The sequence below is a fragment of the Kitasatospora cinereorecta genome (genome assembly GCF_024172095.1).
In the GTDB taxonomy this organism is placed as follows: Bacteria; Actinomycetota; Actinomycetes; order Streptomycetales; family Streptomycetaceae; genus Kitasatospora; species Kitasatospora cinereorecta.
Genome location: NZ_JAMZDX010000002.1, coordinates 632,290 through 657,519, shown reverse-complemented (window position 1 = coordinate 657,519; position 25,230 = coordinate 632,290). Strand labels below are relative to the sequence as shown.

The following is a 25,230-nucleotide window of genomic DNA, read 5'->3' as shown; positions in this document are numbered from 1 at the left end:
GCCCCACCGGGAGCCGACCCCGAGCACGCCCTTGGGGCCCGCGTAGTGCTGGACGTTGGTCTCCTGCTCGGCGGCCAGCCGGTCCAGCGAGTCCTTGAGGTCGACCGCCTTCTTGTCCAGGTGGTCGCGCGGGACGGCCTTGGGCACGGTCGCCGCCACCGGGTTGCCGCCGACCAGGTCGCCCCAGCGGGCGCGCTGCTCCAGCACCGAGCGCACCACGATCCGCTTGGCGAGCAGCCAGCCCACCACCGGCATCAGCATCATCACCCGGACGTACAGCGACCACAGCCCGCTCACCGGCGGGCGGAGCGCGAAGAGCAGTGCCAGACCGCAGGCCAGCAACAGCGAGAGCGTGCCGTAGAAGCCGTCCCGGGCGGCGCTGCGGTTGCGGCCGAGCCAGGCCTTGGCCTGGTAAGCGGCCAGCCAGATGAGCGTGCCGGGCAGGAAGAGCACCCCGAACACGAAGGTGATCGTGGACAGCTGCTTGTCACGGGCGTCGCGCAGGTCCTGGGCGGCGAGGCAGTGCTCGACCACCGCGCGGGCGTCGGTGCCGAACGACGGCACCAGCGGGTTGCGCTTGGCCGCCAGGGTGCGGTCGATCAGCGCCCGGCTGAACGCCTCGCCGGCACTCGGCCGGAACAGCTCGGACTTGCCGGGCTTCCACTTCACCCCGGCCAGGCCCTCGAGTTCCTTGTGCTCGCCGGTGCGGTACGCCGCGGAGGAGAGCGCCTGGGTGACCGCGGTCTGGTTTCCGACGTCCATCCGGGGAATCTGCGCACCCGGGGTCATGTCGAGCGTACTCATCGGTTGAGCTGCCCCTCCTCCCCTTGTCAGCGGCAGGCTACCGTGCGGCGGCCCCGCTGCGCGGATGATCGTCCGAACCGCAGTCACATCTCGGCCGTCGCCCGGCCTACCCGTGATGGTGCCCACGATGCGGCAGGATCAGACGCATGGCCGATGACATCTCGCGCGATCCGGTGCTGGTGTACGACGGGGACTGCGCCTTCTGTACCACCTGCGTCCGCTGGGCCGAGCGCTATCCGCGGGCGAGCCTGTCCTCCGCCGGCTGGGACGCCGTCCCGTTCCAGCGCGCGGACCTGGCCGGACTCGACGCCTTCACCGGCGGCCGCGGCCAGGTCACCCGGCAGCGGGCCGAACGCGAACTGCTCTGGATCACCCCCTCCCGCCGGGTGTACGGCGGCGCCCAGGCCGCCGCCCGGCTGCTGCTGCGCTCCGGCGGCGCCTGGGCGTGGGCCGGGGCGCTGCTCACCCTCCCGCCGGTCCGCCCGCTCGCCGAGGCGGTCTACCGGACGGTCGCCCGGCACCGCCACCAACTCCCCGGCGGCACCCCGGCCTGCGAGCTGCGCTGACCCTCACCCCTCCGGGACCCCGGCCGGCGGCATCGGGCTCCCCCTCGGTCGATGCGAGGGGGAGCCCGGTGGTGCGTCAGGAGGCGCGTTCGTACTGGCCGGCCAGGTTGGCGGGCATCGGGGAGTGGCGGACGTAGCTGCGGGTGAACTCGCCGGTGCCGTGGGAGAGGGAGCGCAGCTCGACGGGGGTAGCGGGTGAGTTCGAGCTCGGGGACCTCGGCCCGGACCAGGCTCATGCCGGGCCCGCCGTTCTCGGTGCCGAGGACGTGGCCGCGGCGCGAGGAGAGGTCGTTGAGGACGGCGCCCTGGTACTCGTCGGGCAGCAGGATCCGCACCTCGTCGACCGGTTCCAGGAGTTGGACCTTGACCTGGGAGGCGGCCCTCCCGCAGGGCGAGCGCGCCGGCGGTCTGGAAGGCGGCGTCGGAGGAGTCCACCGAGTGCGCCTTGCCGTCGGTAAGGGTGACCCGGACGTCGACCATCGGGTGGCCGTGGATGCCGTGCAGGAGCTGGGCGCGGACGCCCTTCTCCACCGAGGGGATGAAGTTGCGCGGCACCGAGCCGCCGACCACCTTGTCGACGAACTCGAAGCCGCCGCCGGGCAGCGGCTCCACGGTGAGGTCGCAGATCGCGTACTGCCCGTGGCCGCCGGACTGCTTGACGTGCCGTCCGTGCCCGCTGGCGGCGGAGCCGAAGGTCTCGCGCAGGGCGACCTCGTACGGGACGGAGTCGACGTGCACGCCGTAGCGGGTGCGCAGCCGGTCGAGGAGGACGCCGAGGTGGGCCTCGCCGGTGCACCAGAGGACGAGTTGGTGGGTGTCGGGGTTCTGCTCGACGCGCAGGGTCGGGTCCTGGGCGGCGAGCCTGGCCAGGGCCTGGGAGAGCTTGTCCTCGTCGGCCTTGGAGTGGGCCTCGACGGCGCAGGGCAGCAGGGCCTCGGGCAGCGGCCAGGGCGGGATCAGCGCGCCGTCGGTGGTGAGGGTGTCCCCGGTGCGGGCGCCGGTCAGCTTGGCGACCGAGACCAGGTCGCCGGGCAGGGCCAGCGGCATCGGGCGCTGCTGGCGGCCGAAGGGGGAGCTGAGCGCGGTGATCCGCTCGTCGGGGCGGTCGGCGAGGTGGACGGTGGTGTCGGGGCGCAGGGTGCCGGAGAAGATCCGCAGCAGGCTGAGCCGGCCGACGTACGGGTCCTCGCCGGTGTGCACGACCTGGGCGGCCAGGGTGGCGTCGGGGGTCGCAGGCGGGCAGGTCGTCGGTGCGGTCGAGCGGGGAGGGGAAGGCGGCGGCGATCAGGTCGAGGAGTTCCTCGCAGCCGCCCGCCTCGGGGGCCGGGGAGACCGCCAGGACCGGGTGCAGGGTGCCCTGGACGACCTCGCGTGGACGGCCTCGGTGAGGGCGCCGGTGTCCAGCTCCTCGCCGTTGAGGTAGCGCTCGAGCAGGGTGTCGTCCTCGCCGGCGATGGCCCTCGGGCGAGGCGGGCGCGGGCGTCGGCGAGGTCGCCGGGGTCCTCGGGGGAGCCGTAGTGGCGGCCGGTGAGCAGGTCGATCGAGCCGTGCAGGTGGCCCTCGCGCAGGTCCCAGTGGTGCAGCGGCAGGACGGTGTCGGGATGGCCGTCGCCGAAGGCGTCCTGGAGGGTGAGCAGTACCTCGTCCAGCTGGACGCGGGCGGTGTTGAGGTGGGTGAGCACGACGGCCCGGGGGATGCCGGCGGCGGCGCACTCGCGCCACAGGGCGAGCACCGGGCGGCTGACCTCGTCGGGGGCCGAGTGCACGAAGAGGACGGCCTCGGCGGCCCGCAGTCCGGCGTGGAGTTCGCCGCCGAAGTCGGCGTAGCCGGGGGCGTCCAGCAGGTTGATCTTGACGTCCTGCCAGGCCAGGGGGAGGAGCGAGAGCTGGACGGAGCGCTGCTGCTGGTGCTCGATCTCCTCGTGGTCGGAGACCGTGGTGCCCTCGGGGACGCTGCCGGCCCGGGTTGAGGGCGCCGGCGGTCAGGGCGAGGGCCTCGGCGAGGGTGGTCTTCCCGGCTCCGCTGGCACCGACCAGGACCACGTTGCCGGAGCCGGTCAGGTCGTTCGACGGTCGGTGCGGGGGTGTGGGTTGCTGCCCGGTCCGGCATGGCTGGCCCTCCTGCCGTTGACTGCCGTGGACGCGCGGGTGGGAGCCGTGAGCGCCGCGCGACGTCGGGGACCGGTGCGGCTCGGGGGCGTGGGGCGGCAGAGCTCACGATCAGCGTGGATACCATTGTCCAGCCGGGCGGGCGATCCGCTCGGCCGCCCGCCGGCCGCCCGGGCCCGGGTGGAGACCGGTGAGATCGGAGCGGACCGGAAGGCCATGCTCAACAAGTACGCGCGTGCCTTCTTCACACGTGTCCTGACGCCGTTCGCCGCGCTGCTGCTGCGCTGGGGCGTGAGCCCCGACGCGGTGACGCTGATCGGCACGGCCGGATCGGTGGCCGTGTCGGCTGGTGTTCTTCCCCCGGGGTGAGTTCTTCTGGGGCACCATCACCATCACCCTGTTCATCTTCTCCGACCTGGTCGATGGCAACATGGCCCGCCAGGCCGTGGCGGTCCAGCAAGTGGGGCGCGTTCCTGGACTCCACCCTGGACGGGTCGCGGACGCGGCCATCTTCGGCGGCCTCGCGATGTGGTACGCCGGTAAGGGAGACAACGACCTGCTCTGCGCGGTCGCGCTGTTCTGCCTGGCCAGCGGCCAGGTGGTCGTCGTACACCAAGGCCCGGGGCGAGAGCCTGGCTTCCCGGTGGACGTGTCGGGCCTGGTGGAGCGGGCCGAGCGGCTGGTGATTCAGCCTGGTCGCGGCCGGTGTGGCGGGCCTGCACGAGTTCGGCCTGCCCTATGTGGAGTGGCTGCTGCCGTTCGCCCTCTGGGTGGTCGCGGCGGGCAGCCTGGTGACGGTGGCGCAGCGGATGCTCACCGTCCGCAGGGAGGCCTTCGAGCTCGAGGGCGCGGGGGCCGGAGTCGAGGGGGCGGAGAAGTCGTGAAGGAACGGTTGGTCGACGGCGCGTACGCGGCGGGGCTGGGCGGGGGCTGCGGCACCTGCCGGAGCCGGTGGCCCGCGGACTGTTCAACCTGATCGCGGACATCGCCTGGCGCCCGCTGAGGGCAAGGGCGTGCGCCAGCTGGAGGCCAACCTGGCCCGGGTCCACCCGGACGCGGACGCCGCGCGGCTGCGCGAGCTGTCCCGGGCCGGCATGCGCTCCTACCTGCGGTACTGGATGGAGTCCTTCCGGCTGCCCACCTGGAGCCTGGACCGGATCGCCGCCGCCATGCGCGGTCAAGGGCCTGGAGCCGCTGCACGAGGCGATGGCGGCCGGCCGCGGCGCGATCCTGGCCCTGCCGCACATGGGCAACTGGGACCTGGCCGGCGCCTGGATCGCCTCGGCCGGCGGCTACCCGTTACCACCGTCGCCGAGCGGCTCAAGCCCGAGTCGCTGTTCGACCGCTTCGTGGCGTACCGCGAGGGCCTGGGCATGGAGGTGCTGGCCCTGACCGGCTCGGACATCTCGGTGGTCGGCACCCTGGCCGCCGGCTGCGCGAGGGCAAGCTGGTCTGCCTGGTCGCGACCGCGACCTGTCCGAGCAGGGCGTGCCGGTCGACTCTCTTCGGCGAGCAGACCCGGATGCCGGCCGGGCCCGGCCGCTGGCTGGCCGTCCCGTACCGGTGCCGCGCTGTTCCCGGTGACGCTCTGGTACGACGGCCCGGTGATGCACGCCGAGGTGCACCCGGAGGTACGCGCCGCCCACCGGGGACGACAAGAGCGAGCAGGCCGCACGCCATGACCCAGGCGATGGCCGACGTCCTGGGCGGAGGGCATCCGCGAGCACTCGGTCGACTGGCACATGCTGCCGAGAAGCTGTGGCTGTCCGACCTGACGCCGAAGGGGGCCGCAGCAGTGAAGATCGGCATCGTCTGCCCGTACGACTGGGACGTCCCCGGCGGCGTGCAGTTCCACATCCGGGATTCTCGCCGAGCACCTGATCAAGCTCGGCCACGAGGTCTCCGTGCTCGCCCCGGCCGAGGCACGACGACGCGCTGCCGCCGTACGTGGTGTCGGCCGGCCGCGCGGTGGCCGTCCCGTACAACGGCTCGGTTGGCGCGGCTGAGCTTCGGCATCCTGTCCGCCGCCCGGGTGCGGCGCTGGCTGCACGAGGGCCGGTTCGACATCCTGCACGTCCACGAGCCGGCGTCGCCGAGCCTGTCGATTCTGGCCGCCTGGTCCGCCACCGGGGCCGATGGTGGGCACCTTCCACACCTCCAACCCGCGCTCCCGCGCGATGATCGCCGCCTCGCCGATCCTCCAGCCCAGCCTGGAGAAGATGAGCGCCCGGATCGCGGTCAGCGAGTACGCCCGCCGGACCCTGGTCGAGCACCTCGGCGGCGACGCGGTGGGTCATCCCCAACGGCCGTCGACGTCCGCTTCTTCGCCGACGCCGAGCCCGAAACCGCGCTGGCAGGGCGGCGCCCTGGACGGTGGCGCCGGAGACCGATCGGCTTCATCGGCCGGATCAACGAGCCCCGCAAGGGACTGCCGACCCTGCTCGCCGCGCTGCCGCCTGGATCCTGGCCGAGCGGCCGGCGTGCGGCTGCTGGTTGCCGGCAAGGGCGACGAGAGAGGAGGCGGTGGCCGGCCTCGCGCCGGAGGTCCGGGCCCAGGTGGAGTTCCTCGGCATGGTCTCCGACCGGGAGAAGGCCAGCCTGCTGCGCAGCGTCGACCTGTACGTGGCGCCCAACACCGGTGGCGAGAGCTTCGGCATCATCCTGGTCGAGGCCATGTCGGCGGGTGCGCCGGTGCTGGCCAGCGACCTGGACGCGTTCCGGCAGGTGCTGGACGGGGGATCGGCCGGCGAGCTGTTCCCGGTCGAGGACGCGGACGCGCTGGCCGACGCGGCGGTGAAGCTGCTGGGCAATCCGCAGCGGCTGCAGGAGCTGCGGGAGGCGGCCTCGCGGCACGTCCGTCGCTTCGACTGGGAGACGGTCGGGGCCGAGGTGCTCTCCGTCTACGAGACGGTCACCGACGGCCGCCCGCCGGTCGCCGACGTCGAGCCCACCGGCTGGCGCGGACGGCTCGGCCTCGGCGGCTGAGGGTCCGTCGTCCGGCGGACCCTCGCGTCACCGCTGCGGCCGCTCGATCATGATCAGGTCGCACTCCATGGTGACCGGGTCGCCGCTGGCGGGCGGCCGGTGGAAGCTGCCGTCGCTGATCGACAGGTTGAGGATCGGGTACGCGGCGAAGTCCGGTCCCACCCCGGTGTGGTCGGAGTACGCGGCGGTCAGCCGGTCCAGGTCGGGGCCGGCGTACCAGGTGGTGTTGTCGGCGCCGAACCGGGCGCCGATGTAGATCCAGCGGTCGGCGCCGACCGCTGGATCTACATCGGCGCCCGGTTCGGCGCCGACAACACCACCTGGTACGCCGGCCCCGACCTGGACCGGCTGACCGCCGCGTACTCCGACCACACCGGGGTGGGACCGGACTTCGCCGCGTACCCGATCCTCAACCTGTCGATCAGCGACGGCAGCTTCCACCGGCCGCCCGCCAGCGGCGACCCGGTCACCATGGAGTGCGACCTGATCATGATCGAGCGGCCGCAGCGGTGACGCGAGGGTCCGCCGGACGACGGACCCTCAGCCGCCGAGGCCGAGCCGTCCGCGCCAGCCGGTGGGCTCGACGTCGGCGACCGGCGGGCGGCCGTCGGTGACCGTCTCGTAGACGGAGAGCACCTCGGCCCCGACCGTCTCCCAGTCGAAGCGACGGACGTGCCGCGAGGCCGCCTCCCGCAGCTCCTGCAGCCGCTGCGGATTGCCCAGCAGCTTCACCGCCGCGTCGGCCAGCGCGTCCGCGTCCTCGACCGGGAACAGCTCGCCGGCCGATCCCCCGTCCAGCACCTGCCGGAACGCGTCCAGGTCGCTGGCCAGCACCGGCGCACCCGCCGACATGGCCTCGACCAGGATGATGCCGAAGCTCTCGCCACCGGTGTTGGGCGCCACGTACAGGTCGACGCTGCGCAGCAGGCTGGCCTTCTCCCGGTCGGAGACCATGCCGAGGAACTCCACCTGGGCCCGGACCTCCGGCGCGAGGCCGGCCACCGCCTCCTCCTCGTCGCCCTTGCCGGCAACCAGCAGCCGCACGCCCGGCCGCTCGGCCAGGATCCGCGGCAGCGCGGCGAGCAGGGTCGGCAGTCCCTTGCGGGGCTCGTTGATCCGGCCGATGAAGCCGATCGTCCCGGCGCCACCGTCCAGGGCGCCGCCCTGCCAGCGCGGTTCGGGCTCGGCGTCGGCGAAGAAGCGGACGTCGACGCCGTTGGGGATGACCACCGCGTCGCCGCCGAGGTGCTCGACCAGGGTCCGGCGGGCGTACTCGCTGACCGCGATCCGGGCGCTCATCTTCTCCAGGCTGGGCTGGAGGATCGGCGAGGCGGCGATCATCGCGCGGGAGCGCGGGTTGGAGGTGTGGAAGGTGCCCACCATCGGCCCGGTGGCGGACCAGGCGGCCAGCATCGACAGGCTCGGCGACGCCGGCTCGTGGACGTGCAGGATGTCGAACCGGCCCTCGTGCAGCCAGCGCCGCACCCGGGCGGCGGACAGGATGCCGAAGCTCAGCCGCGCCACCGAGCCGTTGTACGGGACGGCCACCGCGCGGCCGGCCGACACCACGTACGGCGGCAGCGCGTCGTCGTCCTCGGCCGGGGCGAGCACGGAGACCTCGTGGCCGAGCTTGATCAGGTGCTCGGCGAGATCCCGGATGTGGAACTGCACGCCGCCGGGGACGTCCCAGTCGTACGGGCAGACGATGCCGATCTTCACTGCTGCGGCCCCCTCGGCGTCAGGTCGGACAGCCACAGCTTCTGCAGCATGTGCCAGTCGACCGAGTGCTCGCGGATGCCCTCCGCCCAGACGTCGGCCATCGCCTGGGTCATGGCGGCGGCCTGCTCGCTCTTGTCGTCCCCGGTGGGCGGCGCGACCTCCGGGTGCACCTCGGCGTGCATCACCGGGCCGTCGTACCAGAGCGTCACCGGGAACAGCGCGGCACCGGTACGGACGGCCAGCGCGGCCGGGCCGGCCGGCATCCGGGTCTGCTCGCCGAAGAAGTCGACCGGCACGCCCTGCTCGGACAGGTCGCGGTCGCCGACCAGGCAGACCAGCTTGCCCTCGCGCAGCCGGCGGGCCAGGGTGCCGACCACCGAGATGTCCGAGCCGGTCAGGGCCAGCACCTCCATGCCCAGGCCCTCGCGGTACGCCACGAAGCGGTCGAACAGCGACTCGGGCTTGAGCCGCTCGGCGACGGTGGTGAACGGGTAGCCGCCGGCCGAGGCGATCCAGGCGCCGGCCAGGTCCCAGTTGCCCATGTGCGGCAGGGCCAGGATCGCGCCGCGGCCGGCCGCCATCGCCTCGTGCAGCGGCTCCAGGCCCTTGACCGGCATGGCGGCGGCGATCCGGTCCAGGCTCCAGGTGGGCAGCCGGAAGGACTCCATCCAGTACCGCAGGTAGGAGCGCATGCCGGCCCGGGACAGCTCGCGCAGCCGCGCGGCGTCCGCGTCCGGGTGGACCCGGGCCAGGTTGGCCTCCAGCTGGCGCACGCCCTTGCCCTCGCGGCGCCAGGCGATGTCCGCGATCAGGTTGAACAGTCCGCGGGCCACCGGCTCCGGCAGGTGCCGCAGCCCCGCCCAGCCCGCCGCGTACGCGCCGTCGACCAACCGTTCCTTCACGACTTCTCCGCCCCCTCGACTCCGGCCCCCGCGCCCTCGAGCTCGAAGGCCTCCCTGCGGACGGTGAGCATCCGCTGCGCCACCGTCACCAGGCTGCCCGCCGCGACCACCCAGAGGGCGAACGGCAGCAGCCACTCCACATAGGGCAGGCCGAACTCGTGCAGGCCCGCCACACCGGCCGCGACCAGGCTGATCACCAGCCGCTCGGCCCGCTCCACCAGGCCCGACACGTCCACCGGGAAGCCCAGGCTCTCGCCCCGGGCCTTGGTGTACGACACCACCTGGCCGCTGGCCAGGCAGAACAGCGCGACCGCGCAGAGCAGGTCGTTGTCTCCCTTACCGGCGTACCACATCGCGAGGCCGCCGAAGATGGCCGCGTCCGCGACCCGGTCCAGGGTGGAGTCCAGGAACGCGCCCCACTTGCTGGACCGCCCGGCCTGGCGGGCCATGTTGCCATCGACCAGGTCGGAGAAGATGAACAGGGTGATGGTGATGGTGCCCCAGAAGAACTCACCCCGGGGGAAGAACACCAGCGCACCGGCCACCGATCCGGCCGTGCCGATCAGCGTCACCGCGTCGGGGCTCACGCCCCAGCGCAGCAGCAGCGCGGCGAACGGCGTCAGGACACGTGTGAAGAAGGCACGCGCGTACTTGTTGAGCATGGCCTTCCGGTCCGCTCCGATCTCACCGGTCTCCACCCGGGCCCGGGCGGCCGGCGGGCGGCCGAGCGGATCGGCCCGCCCGGCTGGACAATGGTATCCACGCTGATCGTGAGCTCTGCCGCCCCACGCCCCCGAGCCGCACCGGTCCCCGACGTCGCGCGGCGCTCACGGCTCCCACCGCGCGTCCACGGCAGTCAACGGCAGGAGGCCAGCCATGCCGGACCGGGCAGCAACCCACACCCCCGCACCGACCGTCGAACGACCTGACCGGCTCCGCAACGTGGTCCTGGTCGGTGCCAGCGGAGCCGGGAAGACCACCCTCGCCGAGGCCCTCGCCCTGACCGCCGGCGCCCTCACCCGGGCCGGCAGCGTCCCCGAGGGCACCACGGTCTCCGACCACGAGGAGATCGAGCACCAGCAGCAGCGCTCCGTCCAGCTCTCGCTCCTCCCCCTGGCCTGGCAGGACGTCAAGATCAACCTGCTGGACGCCCCCGGCTACGCCGACTTCGGCGGCGAACTCCACGCCGGACTGCGGGCCGCCGAGGCCGTCCTCTTCGTGCACTCGGCCCCCGACGAGGTCAGCCGCCCGGTGCTCGCCCTGTGGCGCGAGTGCGCCGCCGCCGGCATCCCCCGGGCCGTCGTGCTCACCCACCTCAACACCGCCCGCGTCCAGCTGGACGAGGTACTGCTCACCCTCCAGGACGCCTTCGGCGACGGCCATCCCGACACCGTCCTGCCGCTGCACCACTGGGACCTGCGCGAGGGCCACCTGCACGGCTCGATCGACCTGCTCACCGGCCGCCACTACGGCTCCCCCGAGGACCCCGGCGACCTCGCCGACGCCCGCGCCCGCCTCGCCGAGGCCATCGCCGGCGAGGACGACACCCTGCTCGAGCGCTACCTCAACGGCGAGGAGCTGGACACCGGCGCCCTCACCGAGGCCGTCCACCGCGAGGTCGTCCAGGGCACCCTGCACCCGGTCCTGGCGGTCTCCCCGGCCCCCGAGGCGGGCGGCTGCGAGGAACTCCTCGACCTGATCGCCGCCGCCTTCCCCTCCCCGCTCGACCGCACCGACGACCTGCCCGCCTGCGACCCCGACGCCACCCTGGCCGCCCAGGTCGTGCACACCGGCGAGGACCCGTACGTCGGCCGGCTCAGCCTGCTGCGGATCTTCTCCGGCACCCTGCGCCCCGACACCACCGTCCACCTCGCCGACCGCCCCGACGAGCGGATCACCGCGCTCAGCTCCCCCTTCGGCCGCCAGCAGCGCCCGATGCCGCTGGCCCTGCCCGGCGACCTGGTCTCGGTCGCCAAGCTGACCGGCGCCCGCACCGGGGACACCCTCACCACCGACGGCGCGCTGATCCCGCCCTGGCCGCTGCCCGAGGCCCTGCTGCCCTGCGCCGTCGAGGCCCACTCCAAGGCCGACGAGGACAAGCTCTCCCAGGCCCTGGCCAGGCTCGCCGCCCAGGACCCGACCCTGCGCGTCGAGCAGAACCCCGACACCCACCAACTCGTCCTCTGGTGCACCGGCGAGGCCCACCTCGGCGTCCTCCTCGACCGGCTGCGCACCCGCTACGGCGTGCACGTCGACTCCGTCCCGTACGAGGTCGCCCTGCGCGAGACCTTCGGCTCCGCCGCCAGCGGGCACGGACGGCACGTCAAGCAGTCCGGCGGCCACGGGCAGTACGCGATCTGCGACCTCACCGTGGAGCCGCTGCCCGGCGGCGGCTTCGAGTTCGTCGACAAGGTGGTCGGCGGCTCGGTGCCGCGCAACTTCATCCCCTCGGTGGAGAAGGGCGTCCGCGCCCAGCTCCTGCACGGCATCCACGGCCACCCGATGGTCGACGTCCGGGTCACCCTTACCGACGGCAAGGCGCACTCGGTGGACTCCTCCGACGCCGCCTTCCAGACCGCCGGCGCGCTCGCCCTGCGGGAGGCCGCCTCCCAGGTCAAGGTCCAACTCCTGGAACCGGTCGACGAGGTGCGGATCCTGCTGCCCGACGAGTACCAGGGCGCCGTCCTCAACGACCTCTCCTCGCGCCGCGGCCACGTCCTCGGCACCGAGAACGGCGGGCCCGGCATGAGCCTGGTCCGGGCCGAGGTCCCCGAGCTCGAACTCACCCGCTACCCCGTCGAGCTGCGCTCCCTCTCCCACGGCACCGGCGAGTTCACCCGCAGCTACGTCCGCCACTCCCCGATGCCCGCCAACCTGGCCGGCCAGTACGAACGCGCCTCCTGACGCACCACCGGGCTCCCCCTCGCATCGACCGAGGGGGAGCCCGATGCCGCCGGCCGGGGTCCCGGAGGGGTGAGGGTCAGCGCAGCTCGCAGGCCGGGGTGCCGCCGGGGAGTTGGTGGCGGTGCCGGGCGACCGTCCGGTAGACCGCCTCGGCGAGCGGGCGGACCGGCGGGAGGGTGAGCAGCGCCCCGGCCCACGCCCAGGCGCCGCCGGAGCGCAGCAGCAGCCGGGCGGCGGCCTGGGCGCCGCCGTACACCCGGCGGGAGGGGGTGATCCAGAGCAGTTCGCGTTCGGCCCGCTGCCGGGTGACCTGGCCGCGGCCGCCGGTGAAGGCGTCGAGTCCGGCCAGGTCCGCGCGCTGGAACGGGACGGCGTCCCAGCCGGCGGAGGACAGGCTCGCCCGCGGATAGCGCTCGGCCCAGCGGACGCAGGTGGTACAGAAGGCGCAGTCCCCGTCGTACACCAGCACCGGATCGCGCGAGATGTCATCGGCCATGCGTCTGATCCTGCCGCATCGTGGGCACCATCACGGGTAGGCCGGGCGACGGCCGAGATGTGACTGCGGTTCGGACGATCATCCGCGCAGCGGGGCCGCCGCACGGTAGCCTGCCGCTGACAAGGGGAGGAGGGGCAGCTCAACCGATGAGTACGCTCGACATGACCCCGGGTGCGCAGATTCCCCGGATGGACGTCGGAAACCAGACCGCGGTCACCCAGGCGCTCTCCTCCGCGGCGTACCGCACCGGCGAGCACAAGGAACTCGAGGGCCTGGCCGGGGTGAAGTGGAAGCCCGGCAAGTCCGAGCTGTTCCGGCCGAGTGCCGGCGAGGCGTTCAGCCGGGCGCTGATCGACCGCACCCTGGCGGCCAAGCGCAACCCGCTGGTGCCGTCGTTCGGCACCGACGCCCGCGCGGTGGTCGAGCACTGCCTCGCCGCCCAGGACCTGCGCGACGCCCGTGACAAGCAGCTGTCCACGATCACCTTCGTGTTCGGGGTGCTCTTCCTGCCCGGCACGCTCATCTGGCTGGCCGCTTACCAGGCCAAGGCCTGGCTCGGCCGCAACCGCAGCGCCGCCCGGGACGGCTTCTACGGCACGCTCTCGCTGTTGCTGGCCTGCGGTCTGGCACTGCTCTTCGCGCTCCGCCCGCCGGTGAGCGGGCTGTGGTCGCTGTACGTCCGGGTGATGATGCTGATGCCGGTGGTGGGCTGGCTGCTCGCCAAGCGGATCGTGGTGCGCTCGGTGCTGGAGCAGCGCGCCCGCTGGGGCGACCTGGTCGGCGGCAACCCGGTGGCGGCGACCGTGCCCAAGGCCGTCCCGCGCGACCACCTGGACAAGAAGGCGGTCGACCTCAAGGACTCGCTGGACCGGCTGGCCGCCGAGCAGGAGACCAACGTCCAGCACTACGCGGGCCCCAAGGGCGTGCTCGGGGTCGGCTCCCGGTGGGGCGACTGGGGTCTGCGCGAGGACCTCAAGCCGGCCGAGGGGCACGAGGACTTCCGGGTCTTCCACACCGGCGACCTCACCCGCAAGATCACCGAGCGGCTCGGCAGCCTCACCGGAAGCGAGATCCCGAACGGTGGCATGCCGAAGGCGGCCATCAACCAGTGGATGGTTCAGGACATCCCGGAGGGGGCCGACGAGATCGGCCGCCCCGGCGGTCCCGAGATGGACAACTACCGGATGCGCGACTTCGCCCTCCAGGAGTTGGCCAACAAGCAGACCTTCGGCAGCGACCCGCGGCACCGGATCGCGATCCAGTACGTCCTGCACAAGGGCCAGCTGGTGACCACGATGCTGGTCGAGGTGGTGGTGCTGCACAACAACCTGCAGGTGCACGTGACCGGCTACGCGCTGGGTCCGCTGGTGCCGTGGTTCATGGCCAAGCCCAAGCCGAAGGAGAAGGACATCCCGAAGACCTTCCGGCGCTGGGAGAACCAGACGATCCAGCTGCCGTTGGTCGACGACGACGAGGTGGTGCGCCAGGCGGTCCGGGCGCCGTTCCACAAGATGCCCACCCTGCTGACCTACCTGGGCGGGTCGATCGGCCTGCCGGAGCCGTTCTGCCTGCGCCAGGCGTGGACGGACGCCACCTGGGCCAGCCGGTTCAAGTCGGACGACGCGATCTACGCGTCGACGCCGGTGGTGAACGTGATCCACGCCGCGGTGATGGAGTTCCTGGCGGAGCACGACGTGAGCATCGAGCGGTTCACCAACCGCTCGAACATCCTCAAGTCGGAGATGCAGGGCAGCCGCCCGTACCGGGTCGACCGCTACGACGCCGGGTAGGCCGGGACACACCGAAGGGGGGCGGGGACCTACGCGGTCCCCGCCCCCCTTCGTCTGTCACTGTCGGCCCTGCGGCCAGACGTCGGCGAGCATCTTGCGGGTGTCGGCCAGCAGCTGCGGCAGCACCTTGGTGTGGCCGACCACGGGCATGAAGTTGGTGTCCCCGCCCCAGCGCGGCACCACGTGCTGGTGCAGGTGGGCGGCGATGCCGGCGCCGGCCGCGGCGCCCTGGTTCATGCCGATGTTGAAGCCGTGCGCGCCGGAGGCGGCCCGCAGCGCGGTCATCGCGCGCTTGGTGTAGTCGGCCAGCTCCGCCGTCTCGGCGTCGTCGAGGTCGGTGTAGTCGGCGACGTGCCGGTACGGGACGACCATCAGGTGGCCGCCGTTGTACGGGTACAGGTTGAGGACCGCGAAGACCGAGCTGCCGCGGGCGATGATCAGCCCGTCCTCGTCGCTGAGCTTCGGGATCGAGCAGAACGGGCAGCCGTCGTCCGGGGCCGGCCCGGTGGGCTTGTTCTCGCCCTGGATGTAGGCCATCCGATGGGGGGTCCACAGGCGCCGGAACCCGTCCGGCTCGCCGACGCCCTGCTGCAGTTCCGGCTCACTCATCATGCTGATCAGCATATTCGGAGCCGCCACCGTTCAAACCGGAGTGGGGCAGACTCGGCCGAGCCTGCCCCACTGCGGACGGTCGTCAGACCTGAATGCGACGCTCCACCGCGTCCACGATCTCCGCGACGGCCTCGGCCACCGGCACGCCGTTCTTCTGCTCGCCGTTGCGGTAGCGGAAGGACACCGCGCCGGCCTCGACGTCGTCGTTGCCCGCGATCAGCATGAAGGGGATCTTCGCCTTCTGGGCGTTGCGGATCTTCTTCTGCATGCGGTCGTCGGAGGCGTCCACGTCGACCCGGATGCCGTGCTTCTTCAGCTCGGCCGCGACCTCGCGCAGGTACGGCACGTGCTCGTCGGTGATCGGGATGCCGACCACGGTGACCGGGGCCAGCCACGGCGGCATGGCGCCAGCGTAGTGCTCCAGCAGCACCGCGAAGAAGCGCTCGATCGAGCCGAACAGCGCACGGTGGATCATGACCGGGCGCTGGCGGTTGCCGTCCTGGCCCTGGAACTCCAGCTCGAAGCGCTGCGGCAGCTGGAAGTCGACCTGGATGGTGGACATCTGCCAGGTGCGGCCGATCGCGTCCTTGGCCTGGACCGAGATCTTCGGGCCGTAGAAGGCGGCGCCGGCCGGGTCGAGGACGAGCTCCAGGCCCTGCTTCTCGGCGGCGGCCCGCAGGGTCTCGGTCGCCTCCGCCCAGTCCTCGTCCGAACCGATGTACTTCTCCGGGTCCTTGGTGGACAGCTCCAGGTAGAAGTCGTTCAGGCCGTAGTCGCGCAGCAGGTCCAGCACGAAGGTGAGCAGCGAGTCGAGCTCGTCCGCCATCTGCTCACGGGTGCAGTAGATGTGGGCGTCGTCCTGGGTGAAACCGCGGGCGCGGGTCAGGCCGTGCACCACGCCGGACTTCTCGTACCGGTAGACGGTGCCGAACTCGAAGAGCCGCAGCGGCAGTTCACGGTACGAGCGGCCACGCGCGCGGTAGATCAGGTTGTGCATCGGGCAGTTCATCGGCTTCAGGTAGTAGTCGATGTCGCCGTCGAGCTTCATGGGCGGGTACATGCCGTCGGCGTACCAGTCCAGGTGGCCGGAGAGCTCGAAGAGCGTGCCCTTGGTGGCGTGCGGCGAGTAGACGAACTCGTAGCCGGACTCCTCGTGGCGCTTGCGCGAGTAGTCCTCCATCACCCGGCGCATGATGCCGCCCTTGGGGTGGAAGACGGCGAGGCCGGAGCCGATCTCCTCCGGGATGGAGAACAGGTCGAGCTCGCTGCCCAGCTTGCGGTGGTCGCGCTTGGCGGCCTCCTCGAGGAACTCGAGGTGGGCCTTGAGCTCGTCCTTGGTCGGCCAGGCGGTGCCGTACAGGCGCTGCAGCTGCGGGTTCTTCTCGCTGCCGCGCCAGTAGGCGGCGGCCGAGCGCATCAGCTTGAACGCCGGGATGTGCCGGGTGGAGGGCAGGTGCGGGCCGCGGCAGAGGTCGCCCCAGCACACCTCGCCGGTCTTCGGGTCCAGGTTGTCGTAGATGGTCAGCTCGCCGGCGCCGACCTCGACGTCCGCACCCTCGCCCGCGGTGGCGGCGGAGCCCTTGAGGCCGATCAGCTCCAGCTTGAACGGCTCGCCGGCCAGCTCCTCGCGGGCGGCCTCGTCGGTGACCACCCGGCGGGAGAACTTCTGCCCGCGCTTGATGATCTCCTGCATCTTCTTCTCGACAGCCTTGAGGTCGTCGGGGTGGAACGGCTTCTCCACGTCGAAGTCGTAGTAGAAGCCGTCCTTGATCGGCGGGCCGATGCCGAGCTTGGCCTCCGGGAAGATCTCCTGCACGGCCTGGGCCATCACGTGCGCGGTCGAGTGGCGCAGGATGTCGAGGCCGTCGGGGCTGGAGATGACGACCGGCTCGACCTCGTCGCCGTCCTGGACGGCGTACGCGAGGTCCTTCAGCTGGCCCGCCACCCGGGCGGCGATGATCGAGCGGTCGTCGGCGAAGAGGTCGGCGGCCGTAGTGCCCGTGGTCACCACGCGCTCTTCCCGATCGGGTTCGCGGTTGATGATGATCCGGACGTCCGTCACCGGTCTCTCCTGACGCTCTGGCTACTGTTTCGCAACACGTCGCTGCCTGTGCATGGTACCGAGCCGCGGGCCCCGGCCGCGCACCCGAGCCGGGGCCCGGACGGCCGCTCCGGTAACCGATCGGTCACGAATCGTGAGCCGCCGCGCGCGGAGCGATTGAGGACGCGTCAACTGCGGTATCACCACCGCAGAGTGCGGCGCACCACCGGTCCTCGGCGGCGCGCCGCGCGGGATCTGCCGAGGGGGTCGGTCATGCAGCAGCTTCGAGCCTGGTACGACGGTCCGCTCGCCTCCTTCGACACCGAGACCACCGGGGTGGACGTGGAGTCCGACCGGATCGTCTCCGCCGCCCTGGTCCTGCAGTCGGCTCCCGGCGCCGAACCGCGGGCCGCCACCTGGCTGGCCGACCCCGGGGTGCCGATCCCAGAGCAGGCCCGCGCCGTCCACGGCATCTCGAACGAGCGGGTGCGCAGCCACGGCCGCCCCGCCCGCACCGTGGTCGCCGAGGTCGCCCGCGCGCTGGCCGAGCAGGCCCGGGCCGGCGTTCCGGTGGTGGTGATGAACGCCCCGTACGACCTGACCCTGCTCGACCGCGAACTGCGCCGCCACCGCGCCGGTTCGCTCGCCGAGAGCCTGGCCGGTGCCGAACTCCTGGTGCTGGACCCGCGGGTGCTGGACAAGTACGTGGACCGCTACCGTCGCGGCCGGCGCACCCTGACCGATCTGTGCCTGCACTACGGCGTACGGCTCGAGGGCGCCCACGACGCCGCCGCGGACGCCACCGCGGCGATGGACCTGGTCCGTGCGATCGGCGCCCGGTACACCGAGCGGCTCGGCACGCTCACCCCGGCGGAGCTCCAACTCCGGCAGACCGTCTGGCATGCGGCGCAGGCCCAGGGTCTGCAGCGCTGGTTCGACCGGAGCGGCACGCCGGAGCGGGTGGACCTCTCCTGGCCGCTGCGCCCGGCGCGGTGCGGTTGCGGCGAACGCCTGGAGCCCGGCCACCGCTGCGAGTTGGCGGCCTGAGCGGGCCCCGCGCCGGCGCAGCTCACGGCCCGGAAAACGCCGCAGGCCCCGACTCTCCGTCGGGGCCTGCGTGTTGTGCTCGGTGGGCGATACTGGGATCGAACCAGTGACCCCTTCGGTGTGAACGAAGTGCTCTCCCGCTGAGCTAATCGCCCGGGCAACGAGAAGAACTGTAGCACCACTTGGGCACCGGACTCCAATCGCTTCCGCCGTCGCCCGCCGGATCCCGTCCGGCCGATCGCGCCCGCCAGAACCCGCCCGGCGCACGTCGACTGAATAGGCATCAGCAGTTACCGGAACGCACGCCGAAATGGCGAAGGGCCCCGATCATTAATTGATCGGAGCCCTACGCCATTGCATTCCGGTGGGCGATACTGGGATCGAACCAGTGACCCCTTCGGTGTGAACGAAGTGCTCTCCCGCTGAGCTAATCGCCCGGGTGCAGGGAAAACATTACCCCATCGGCGGGGGTGCTCCGAACACCCCGGCGGCCGACTCCGTCAGCCGAGGTTCCAGGGCGCGGTGAGCCCGTACCGGCCGAGGTACCAGGCGCCGAGCCCGGCGATCACCGCCAGGCCGATCCCGGTGAGGACCAGGTTGCGCCGGCGCACCTTCGGGTCCAGGGCCCGCTCGGCCGCCTCCGTGACCTTGCGCCTGGTCCAGCGCAGCACCAGCTGCGCCCAGACGAACTCGGTCGCCCAGATGCCCATGCCCAGGAAGATGACCACCCAGCCCGGCCCCGGCAGCGGGAGCAGGACCACGCCGAGCCCGACCACGGCCAGGCCCAGCAGGAAGATCAACACCTGCCAGCTCAGGTGCAGCGGGCGCGAGCGCCGGATGAAGTGCGGCGCCCGCGAGCCGACCGGTTGCCCGGGGCGCTCCGGCCGCCCGTCCGGCTCGGCCCCGTCGACTCCGTCGGCCCGGTCAAGACCGTCGGGTCGGTCGCTCCCCGGTCCGCCGTCCATCGACTCCACCCGCCGTTCGTCGCTTCCTACAGCCATGCCTGGAAAAGTACCCGAGTTCCCTGCCGCAGAGGGCCTGCGGCCGCCCCGGCGTCGATTCCGCAATGCGCCGGAAGGGGTACGACTCGCACCCGAATCGGCACGTACGGGTTTACCCGGGCCTTTCAGGTGGGATGGTCCGTTCGCCGACGTGCGATTCCCCGAGCGCACACTGAGCGAAAGGCCCTGGCGCTTATGAACACCACGGTCAGCTGCGAGCTGCACCTGCGCCTCATCGTGTCGAGCGAGTCCTCACTGCCCGTCCCCGCGGGCCTGCGCTACGACACCGCCGACCCCTACGCCGTCCACGCGACGTTCCACACCGGAGCCGACGAGACCGTGGAATGGGTGTTCGCCCGAGACCTCCTCGCGGAGGGGCTGCACCGACCCACCGGTACCGGCGACGTCCGGGTCTGGCCGTCCCGGAGCCACGGTCAGGGGGTGGTCTGCATCGCCCTCAGCTCTCCGGAAGGAGAGGCACTGCTGGAGGCCCCTGCGCGGGCGCTCGAGTCCTTCCTCAAGCGCACCGACGCCGCGGTGCCGCCCGGCACCGAACACCGTCACTTCGACCTCGACAGGGAGCTGTCCCACATCCTCGCCGAAAGCTGACCCCGGCCGAGCCGCCCGCCGCCCGTGCGACGGCGGGGCGAGGCTCGACGCGTCCGTCCTACTCGGGGGCACGGACGCCCTACTCCGCCGCGCGTCTTCCGCGGCCTCGGGGTGACGCCCCGGTCCGGGCTCCGATCGGAGTCCGAACCGGGGCACAGCTGTGTCCGGTGCCGGTAGAGTCGGAGGGATGACCGGTGCGGGCGCCCGCTGGGCCCCGCCGCGTGAGGAGCCCCCACGTGCTGATCACCCATGACACCGAGTGCGCACTGAGCATTCTGGTGGAGCTGCTCAACACCGCGCCCCAGGCGTGCGGGAGCGAGCAGCTCGCCGACGTGCCCGCGCTGAGCGCGTTCGTGGTCAAGCAGGCGATCAGCGAGATCGACTCCCTCGGTCCCGCCGACCTGGCCGCCGTCCAGGCCCTGCGCGGCCGGCTGCGCGAGGTGTTCTCGGCCGACTCCACCGAGCAGGCCGCCGAGCTGGTCAACGCGGTGGTCGCCGAGGCCGGCACCACCCCCCGCCTGGTCAACCACGACCACCACGGCTGGCACATCCACTACTTCGCCCCGCACGCCGCGATCGGCCGGCACCTGGCGGCCGAGCTGGGCATGGCGCTGGCGTTCATCGTGATGGCCGGCGAGCGCGAGCGGCTGCGCCGCTGCGAGGCGCCGGACTGCGCCCGGGTCTTCGTCGACCTCTCCCGCAACCGCTCCCGCCGCTACTGCGACAGCCGTACCTGCGGCAACCGCCTGCACGTCGCCGCCTACCGGGCCCGCCAGCGCTCGGCGGACGCCGCGCAGGAGGCCTCGGCCCAGGAGACCGCCGCGCCGGAGACCGTGCCGGCCGGGACCTGACGGTCCGCACCGGTCCCCGGCACCGCCGGAGACCTGGGAAACTGGTGGCATGATCGATGCCCCCCTCCCCCGCCTCGAGCTCTGGTGCGAACTCCAGTGCCCGGACTGCCGCACCGCCCTGGACGACGTACGGGCGCTGCGCGAGCGGTACGGCGACGCGCTGACCGTCGAGCTGCGGCACTTCCCGCTGGAGAAGCACAAGCACGCCTACGCGGCCGCGGAGGCCGCTGCCGAGGCCTTCGAGCAGGGCCGGGGCTGGGAGTACGTGGAGGCCGTGCTGGCGCGGCTGGAGGACGTGGAGCAGGGCGGCCCGCAGGTGCTGGTGGAGATCGCGGCCGCGGTCGGGCTGGACGCCGAGGAGGTCGACACCGCGCTGATCGACGGCCGCAACATGCTCGTGGTCGACGCGGACGTGGCCGAGGGCAAGGCGATCGGCGTCACCGGCACCCCGACCTACGTGATCGCCGGGCAGCGCCTGGACGGCGGGCAGAGCCAGGAGGGCCTGCGCGAGCGGATCATCGAGCTGATCGAGAAGTCGGCCGGCTGAGCCTGCGCATCATCCCCGGCGGACGGCGGACCGGGATCACAGCAGCGGCTTGCCGAGCGTCCGCCGGGTGACCCGGTAGCCGAGCGAGTCGTAGAGCGCGATGGCGACCCGGTTCGCACTGAACACGTTGAGGCCGAGGTCGTGGACGCCCGCCGACAGGCACTCGCGCTCGGCCACCTGCATCAGCGTCCGGCCGTAGCCGTGGCCGCGGTGGGCCTGCTCGACCTCGACCACCATCACCCAGGCCAGCGGGCGCCCGTCCGGCAGCAGGTCCTGGCGCAGCGCCAGCCAGAGGCTGCCGAGCCTGGTCCCCCGGCCGTCCAGCAGCTGCCGCAGTGCCACGCCCTCGGTGGCGGGTCCCTGCGGCAGCAGGACGCGGTGGTCGGCGTCGCACTTGGCCCGCGCCTGGGCGGGGGTGAGCCCGGAGGCGGTCAGGTCGTGCCGGTAGCCCGCCTTGGCCTGCTCCAGCCAGGGCGCGTAGTCCGCCTCGCCGATCGGACGCACCGTCACATCGGTGCGCAGCTCCGGGAATCGGGCCAGGCGCTTGGCGAGGTTGCGCATCCGCTCGGTGTAGCCGAGCGCCTCGGCCAGCCGCAGGCCGCCGGTGGACTCGGCGGGCACGGTGACGTCCACCCGGGTGCAGCCCCAGCCGCGCAGCACCTCCTCGGCGGCCAGCGCGCCGACGGTGGCCCGGCCGCGCCGGTGGCCCTCGACCACCTCGAGTTCGGCGATCTCGCCCCACCACTGGTCGCCGCGCGGCTGGGCGGTGGTGCGCAGGCCGCCGACCGGACGGCCGTTGACGCAGATCTGCCAGCGTCTGGTGCGGCCGCCGCCGGCGGCGGGCTCCTCGGGCCCCGCGGGGCGCAGTGTGGTCGTCATGCGGCTCCCATTCCCTGTGGGGGCCGCCTTAAGTCACGGGCCGGCAGTCACCGGGCCGGCGGTCACCGGGCGCGGGGCGAGCCGGCGGGGCGCCGGGAGCGGGCTCACGGGTCGAGGTCGTCGGCGGCGCGCTCGGCGAACTGGGCCATCGCCTTGAGGGTGACCGGTCCGGGTCCGGACAGCTGGCGCTCGTCTCCCTCGGAGCCGACGATCCGGGTCACGGCCTGGACATCGCGCAGGGTGGAGGTGAGGAAGACCTCCTCGGCGCGCCCGAGCACCTCGAACGGCAGGTCGGTCTCCTCGGCGCCGCACCAGTCGACGACCAGCTGCCGGGTGATGCCGGCCAGGCAGCCGGAGGCCAGGGTCGGGGTGAGCAGCCGGCCGTCGACCACCACGAAGACGTTGGAGCCGGTGCCCTCGCAGAGCAGTCCGGCGGTGTTGGCGAACAGCGCCTCGGAGGCATCGGCCCGGTGGGCGGCGGCCAGGGCGACCACGTTCTCCGCGTACGAGGTGGTCTTGAGTCCGGCGACGGCGCTGTGCTCGTTGCGGCGCCACGGGACGGTGAGCACGGCGGTGGTGTCGGGGCGGTGCTTGGCGCTGCCGAGGGCGACCACCAGGCTGGGGCCGCTGTCGCCGCGCTCGGAGCCGAGCGGGGCGGTGCCGCCGGTGAAGGTGATCCGCATCCGGCCGAGCGGCATCGGATTGGCGGCGAGCACCGCGGCGCACGCCGTGCGGATCTCGTCGTGGTCCGGGTCGGGCAGACCGAGGCCGCGGGCGGAGCGGGTCAGGCGGTCGAGGTGGCGGGTGAGGGCGAAGAGCCGGCCGTCCACCGCCTTGACCGTCTCGAAGACGCCGTCGCCCACGGTGATCCCGTGGTCGAGGACGGGCAGGGTGGCGGCGTCGCCGTCGGCCAGGGATCCGTTGACCCAGATCACTTCGTGCTCCTTCGGTGGGGCCGGGTGTCGGTGGGGGGTGGGGTCCGGCAGTCAGTGGCGGCCGGCTGTCAGTGGGGGCTGTTGCCCGACGCTATCGCGACCAGACGGGCGGCCTTCAGCTCGGTCTCGTCCCATTCCCGGGCGGGGTCGGAGCCCCAGGTGATGCCGGCGCCGGTGCCGAACCGCAGGGTGGCGCCGGCCGCGTCCCGTTCGATCCAGAAGGTGCGGATCCCGACGGCCAGTTCGGCCTCGCCGCGGTCGGCGTCCACCCATCCGATCGCGCCGCAGTAGGGCCCGCGGGGGGCGGTCTCCAGCGCCTCGATGATCCGCAGGGCGCTGGACTTGGGCGCGCCGGTCACCGAGCCGGGCGGGAAGGTCGCCGCGAACAGCTCGGGCCAGCCGGCGCCGTCCCGCAGGGTGCCCTGGACGGTGGAGACCAGGTGGACCAGGCCCGGGTGCTTCTCCACCACGCACAGGTCGGGGACGGTGACGGTGCCCGTACCGCAGACCCGTCCCAGGTCGTTGCGGACCAGGTCGACGATCATCACGTTCTCGGCGTGGTCCTTCTCCAGCAGGTCGTCCTCGGTGCGGCCGGTCCCCTTGATCGGGCCGGAGAGCACGGTACGGCCGTCGCGTCTCAGGTACAGCTCGGGCGAGGCGGTGGCGATCTCCACCCCCTGCTCGGGCAGCCGAATCGTTCCTGCGTACGGTGCCGGGTTGCCCAGGGCGAGCAGGCCGGTGAGGGCGTCGATGTCGGACCGGTCGGGGTCGGGCAGCGGCGCGGAGAGCACCCGGCAGAGGTTGGCCTGGTACACCTCGCCCCGCGCGATGTGCTCCCGGACCGCCCGGACGCCGGCCAGGTAGCCGTCCCGGTCCAGCGAGCTGTGCCAGCTGTCGGCGCGCGGGCCGAGCCAGCCCGCGGTGGCCGGCGGGGCCGGGTCGGGGCGGACCTCGTCAAAGCGGGCACAGGTGAGGCGCCCCTCGAAGTCGTACGCGACGGCCCAGAAGCCCTCGGTGTCGAGCACCGCCGGGTCCGAGCTCACCTCCCGCAGTCCGGTCGCGAGGCGGCCGCCGAGGCGGGCCATCGGCTGGGCGGGACTGAGGGGGGTGGTGCGGCCGGACACGGTTCTCCTGCACGGATCGGGTGCTGCTCCGCACGGGCGGGGCGCGGGGGCCGGGGGTTCGCCCCGGTGCTGAAAAGTCTAGGTCGGCGGGGTGATCGGCGGCCGTCCGGCGTCCCGGCGACCGGGGCGCGGAGGGCCGTTCGACGGCTGACGGATCACCATCCGACGGCCATCCCCTCGCCACGCTGCGGGAACGGATTTTTCAGCTGGCCCGGGAATCCGCTAGAGTTCAACACGTCGCCGGGACGCGGAACCGAAGAAAAACGGGGAAGCGGTCGGGAGACAGGCGGACGTGGCTCAGTTGGTAGAGCATCACCTTGCCAAGGTGAGGGTCGCGAGTTCGAATCTCGTCGTCCGCTCGATGGAGAACAGGGTAAGATCGTTCTTCGAAGTTGCCTGGTGGAGTGGCCGAGAGGCGAGGCAACGGCCTGCAAAGCCGTGTACACGGGTTCAAATCCCGTCTCCACCTCCAAGAGGTGCCCCCGGTTCGCCGGGAGCCCTCCCCGCGCGATTAGCTCAGCGGGAGAGCACTACCTTGACACGGTAGGGGTCACTGGTTCAATCCCAGTATCGCGCACTCGAACCCTTCGGGGCTCGGCAGCCCGGCGCGATTAGCTCAGCGGGAGAGCACTACCTTGACACGGTAGGGGTCACTGGTTCAATCCCAGTATCGCGCACTCGGATCTTCGAGATCCGAAGCGTAAGTGCAGGTCAGCAGGGTCAGCAGTACCGAGCGCGATTAGCTCAGCGGGAGAGCACTACCTTGACACGGTAGGGGTCACTGGTTCAATCCCAGTATCGCGCACCACACCACGGGAGCCGTGGTCCTCCGGGACCACGGCTCCTGTCGTTTCACCCGCCCGGAAGGGTGCGGAAAGCACGGCGCCGGGTACGGACGCCCTCACCGACGTTCCGTACCCGGCCACCGCGGTGCCGGAGCCGCTCGATGCGGCCGCCTCGCCCGTCCACGTTCGTGCGGCGCGCGGCCCCGGCCGGCGTCGACCCCTACCCCGGGGGGTCAGCGCCCGATCAGATCGGCGACCGCCCTGGTCTGGGTCGCCAGCTGCTCCCACCCGCCGAAGAGCGCCAGCAGCAGCACCGCGAAGGGCACGGCGATGGCGAGTGCCACCGCCGGGTGCCTGGTCTCCGTGGCGGAGGCCTGCGCGGCGGAGGACCGGAGGCGTCGAAGGGCTCGGTCGAGCTGCGGTGCCATGATCCTCTTGCTCCTGCCTGGCTTGCTGTGCGGGCTACGTGGGCGCGGAGGGCGGGGGTGATTCTCGGGGGACGAGCGGTCCGCCCACCGCTGCAC

The 25,230-nt window shown here is 72.6% G+C and carries 21 protein-coding genes, 7 tRNA genes and 4 pseudogenes; 17 read left to right on the top strand and 15 right to left on the bottom strand.

The features are described from left to right. Window positions 1-226 precede the first annotated feature (226 nt). Both FHR36_RS39235 and FHR36_RS09915 read left to right on the top strand, forming a co-directional pair. A complete protein-coding gene (locus FHR36_RS39235; protein WP_301329972.1) occupies window positions 227-361 on the top strand; it encodes a hypothetical protein in 135 nt (44 codons plus the stop codon). A gap of 589 nt (window positions 362-950) precedes the next feature. Next, entirely contained in the window at window positions 951-1,370 is a 420-nt protein-coding gene (locus FHR36_RS09915; RefSeq protein WP_253795743.1) for a thiol-disulfide oxidoreductase DCC family protein, read from the top strand. A 76-nt stretch (window positions 1,371-1,446) separates the two neighbouring features. Here the strand turns inward: FHR36_RS09915 and FHR36_RS09910 are convergent. Next, window positions 1,447-3,480, bottom strand: a pseudogene (locus FHR36_RS09910) (elongation factor G-like protein EF-G2). Window positions 3,481-3,695: 215 nt separating this feature from the next. Between FHR36_RS09910 and pgsA (FHR36_RS09905) the strand changes: the two are divergent. The 3 pseudogenes from pgsA (FHR36_RS09905) (at window position 3,696) to FHR36_RS09895 (ending at window position 6,464) form a co-directional block, all read left to right on the top strand. Then, window positions 3,696-4,363, top strand: a pseudogene (gene pgsA, locus FHR36_RS09905) (phosphatidylinositol phosphate synthase). Then, window positions 4,360-5,265 (top strand): annotated as a pseudogene (locus FHR36_RS09900) (phosphatidylinositol mannoside acyltransferase); the annotation flags it as partial. The pseudogenes pgsA (FHR36_RS09905) and FHR36_RS09900, both read left to right, overlap by 4 nt. Window positions 5,266-5,274: 9 nt before the next feature. Further along, window positions 5,275-6,464: pseudogene (locus tag FHR36_RS09895) on the top strand (glycosyltransferase family 4 protein). Between the two features lie 27 nt (window positions 6,465-6,491). Here FHR36_RS09895 and FHR36_RS39230 read toward each other — a convergent pair. Further along, on the bottom strand, window positions 6,492-6,626 hold the full coding sequence (locus FHR36_RS39230; RefSeq protein ID WP_301329971.1) for a hypothetical protein: 135 nt from the start codon (window positions 6,624-6,626) through the stop codon (window positions 6,492-6,494). A 6-nt stretch (window positions 6,627-6,632) separates the two neighbouring features. Between FHR36_RS39230 and FHR36_RS09890 the strand changes: the two genes are divergently transcribed. Continuing rightward, window positions 6,633-6,977 carry a hypothetical protein gene (locus tag FHR36_RS09890; RefSeq protein WP_253795750.1) on the top strand — a complete coding sequence of 115 codons (345 nt, stop codon included), beginning with the start codon at window positions 6,633-6,635 and terminating at the stop codon, window positions 6,975-6,977. A 27-nt stretch (window positions 6,978-7,004) separates the two neighbouring features. Here the strand turns inward: FHR36_RS09890 and FHR36_RS09885 are convergent, their stop codons facing one another. The 3 genes from FHR36_RS09885 to pgsA (FHR36_RS09875) are packed head-to-tail and all read right to left on the bottom strand — an operon-like array spanning window position 7,005 to window position 9,747. Further along, window positions 7,005-8,183 carry a glycosyltransferase family 4 protein gene (locus FHR36_RS09885; RefSeq protein WP_253796727.1) on the bottom strand — a complete coding sequence of 393 codons (1,179 nt, stop codon included), beginning with the start codon at window positions 8,181-8,183 and terminating at the stop codon, window positions 7,005-7,007. After that, window positions 8,180-9,085, bottom strand: coding sequence for a phosphatidylinositol mannoside acyltransferase (locus FHR36_RS09880; RefSeq protein WP_253795748.1), 906 nt, complete (start codon window positions 9,083-9,085; stop codon window positions 8,180-8,182). Before FHR36_RS09880 ends, FHR36_RS09885 begins: the two co-directional genes overlap by 4 nt. Beyond that, window positions 9,082-9,747, bottom strand: a complete 666-nt coding sequence (gene pgsA, locus FHR36_RS09875; protein WP_253795747.1) for a phosphatidylinositol phosphate synthase — start codon at window positions 9,745-9,747, stop codon at window positions 9,082-9,084. Before pgsA (FHR36_RS09875) ends, FHR36_RS09880 begins: the two co-directional genes overlap by 4 nt. A 214-nt stretch (window positions 9,748-9,961) precedes the next feature. On the opposite strand from pgsA (FHR36_RS09875), the gene FHR36_RS09870 reads away from it, so the two are divergent. Beyond that, window positions 9,962-11,989 carry an elongation factor G-like protein EF-G2 gene (locus tag FHR36_RS09870; RefSeq protein ID WP_253795746.1) on the top strand — a complete coding sequence of 676 codons (2,028 nt, stop codon included), beginning with the start codon at window positions 9,962-9,964 and terminating at the stop codon, window positions 11,987-11,989. A gap of 76 nt (window positions 11,990-12,065) precedes the next feature. Here the strand turns inward: FHR36_RS09870 and FHR36_RS09865 are convergent, their stop codons facing one another. Next, on the bottom strand, window positions 12,066-12,485 hold the full coding sequence (locus FHR36_RS09865) for a thiol-disulfide oxidoreductase DCC family protein (RefSeq protein WP_253795743.1): 420 nt from the start codon (window positions 12,483-12,485) through the stop codon (window positions 12,066-12,068). Between the two features lie 146 nt (window positions 12,486-12,631). Here FHR36_RS09865 and FHR36_RS09860 point away from each other — a divergent pair, with 146 nt between their 5' ends. Next, window positions 12,632-14,275 (top strand): AbeC-like domain-containing protein, encoded by a 1,644-nt coding sequence (locus FHR36_RS09860; protein WP_253795741.1) that lies wholly within the window; start codon window positions 12,632-12,634, stop codon window positions 14,273-14,275. Between the two features lie 57 nt (window positions 14,276-14,332). Here FHR36_RS09860 and FHR36_RS09855 read toward each other — a convergent pair whose 3' ends face one another. Further along, a complete protein-coding gene (locus FHR36_RS09855) occupies window positions 14,333-14,899 on the bottom strand; it encodes an HIT family protein (protein ID WP_253795739.1) in 567 nt (188 codons plus the stop codon). 70 nt (window positions 14,900-14,969) lie between these two features. After that, a complete protein-coding gene (gene thrS / locus FHR36_RS09850; protein WP_253795736.1) occupies window positions 14,970-16,949 on the bottom strand; it encodes a threonine--tRNA ligase in 1,980 nt (659 codons plus the stop codon). Between the two features lie 252 nt (window positions 16,950-17,201). On the opposite strand from thrS, the gene FHR36_RS09845 reads away from it, so the two are divergent. Continuing rightward, window positions 17,202-17,975 (top strand): exonuclease domain-containing protein, encoded by a 774-nt coding sequence (locus FHR36_RS09845; protein ID WP_253795734.1) that lies wholly within the window; start codon window positions 17,202-17,204, stop codon window positions 17,973-17,975. A gap of 83 nt (window positions 17,976-18,058) precedes the next feature. On the opposite strand, the gene FHR36_RS09840 is transcribed toward FHR36_RS09845, so the two are convergent. The 3 genes from FHR36_RS09840 to FHR36_RS09830 form a co-directional block, all read right to left on the bottom strand. Continuing rightward, a tRNA-Val gene (locus FHR36_RS09840) sits at window positions 18,059-18,130 on the bottom strand. A gap of 210 nt (window positions 18,131-18,340) precedes the next feature. Then, a tRNA-Val gene (locus FHR36_RS09835) sits at window positions 18,341-18,412 on the bottom strand. A 63-nt stretch (window positions 18,413-18,475) separates the two neighbouring features. Further along, window positions 18,476-18,976, bottom strand: coding sequence for a TIGR02611 family protein (locus tag FHR36_RS09830; protein ID WP_301329970.1), 501 nt, complete (start codon window positions 18,974-18,976; stop codon window positions 18,476-18,478). 195 nt (window positions 18,977-19,171) lie between these two features. Here FHR36_RS09830 and FHR36_RS09825 point away from each other — a divergent pair, with 195 nt between their 5' ends. The 3 genes from FHR36_RS09825 (at window position 19,172) to FHR36_RS09815 (ending at window position 20,983) form a co-directional block, all read left to right on the top strand. Continuing rightward, entirely contained in the window at window positions 19,172-19,585 is a 414-nt protein-coding gene (locus FHR36_RS09825) for an SsgA family sporulation/cell division regulator (RefSeq protein ID WP_030056266.1), read from the top strand. Window positions 19,586-19,821: 236 nt separating this feature from the next. After that, window positions 19,822-20,436, top strand: coding sequence for a CGNR zinc finger domain-containing protein (locus FHR36_RS09820; RefSeq protein ID WP_253795732.1), 615 nt, complete (start codon window positions 19,822-19,824; stop codon window positions 20,434-20,436). A 49-nt stretch (window positions 20,437-20,485) separates the two neighbouring features. Next, entirely contained in the window at window positions 20,486-20,983 is a 498-nt protein-coding gene (locus FHR36_RS09815) for a DsbA family protein (protein ID WP_253795730.1), read from the top strand. Between the two features lie 36 nt (window positions 20,984-21,019). Here FHR36_RS09815 and FHR36_RS09810 read toward each other — a convergent pair whose 3' ends face one another. The 3 genes from FHR36_RS09810 to FHR36_RS09800 all read right to left on the bottom strand — a co-directional run bounded on the left by FHR36_RS09810 (window position 21,020) and on the right by FHR36_RS09800 (window position 23,882). Further along, window positions 21,020-21,862, bottom strand: coding sequence for a GNAT family N-acetyltransferase (locus FHR36_RS09810; RefSeq protein WP_253795728.1), 843 nt, complete (start codon window positions 21,860-21,862; stop codon window positions 21,020-21,022). 104 nt (window positions 21,863-21,966) lie between these two features. Beyond that, a complete protein-coding gene (locus FHR36_RS09805; protein ID WP_253795726.1) occupies window positions 21,967-22,797 on the bottom strand; it encodes an aminotransferase class IV in 831 nt (276 codons plus the stop codon). A gap of 68 nt (window positions 22,798-22,865) precedes the next feature. Next, complete coding sequence (locus FHR36_RS09800) at window positions 22,866-23,882, bottom strand: chorismate-binding protein (protein WP_253796725.1); 1,017 nt, start codon at window positions 23,880-23,882, stop codon at window positions 22,866-22,868. 325 nt (window positions 23,883-24,207) lie between these two features. Between FHR36_RS09800 and FHR36_RS09795 the strand changes: the two genes are divergently transcribed. The 5 genes from FHR36_RS09795 to FHR36_RS09775 all read left to right on the top strand — a co-directional run bounded on the left by FHR36_RS09795 (window position 24,208) and on the right by FHR36_RS09775 (window position 24,729). Beyond that, window positions 24,208-24,280 (top strand) — tRNA-Gly (locus FHR36_RS09795). Window positions 24,281-24,319: 39 nt separating this feature from the next. Continuing rightward, window positions 24,320-24,393, top strand: a tRNA-Cys gene (locus tag FHR36_RS09790). 33 nt (window positions 24,394-24,426) lie between these two features. Then, a tRNA-Val gene (locus FHR36_RS09785) sits at window positions 24,427-24,498 on the top strand. Window positions 24,499-24,526: 28 nt separating this feature from the next. Further along, window positions 24,527-24,598, top strand: a tRNA-Val gene (locus tag FHR36_RS09780). A gap of 56 nt (window positions 24,599-24,654) precedes the next feature. Further along, window positions 24,655-24,729 (top strand) — tRNA-Val (locus FHR36_RS09775). A 210-nt stretch (window positions 24,730-24,939) separates the two neighbouring features. Here the strand turns inward: FHR36_RS09775 and FHR36_RS09770 are convergent. Then, entirely contained in the window at window positions 24,940-25,134 is a 195-nt protein-coding gene (locus FHR36_RS09770) for a hypothetical protein (protein ID WP_253795724.1), read from the bottom strand. Between the last annotated feature and the right edge of the window lie 96 nt (window positions 25,135-25,230).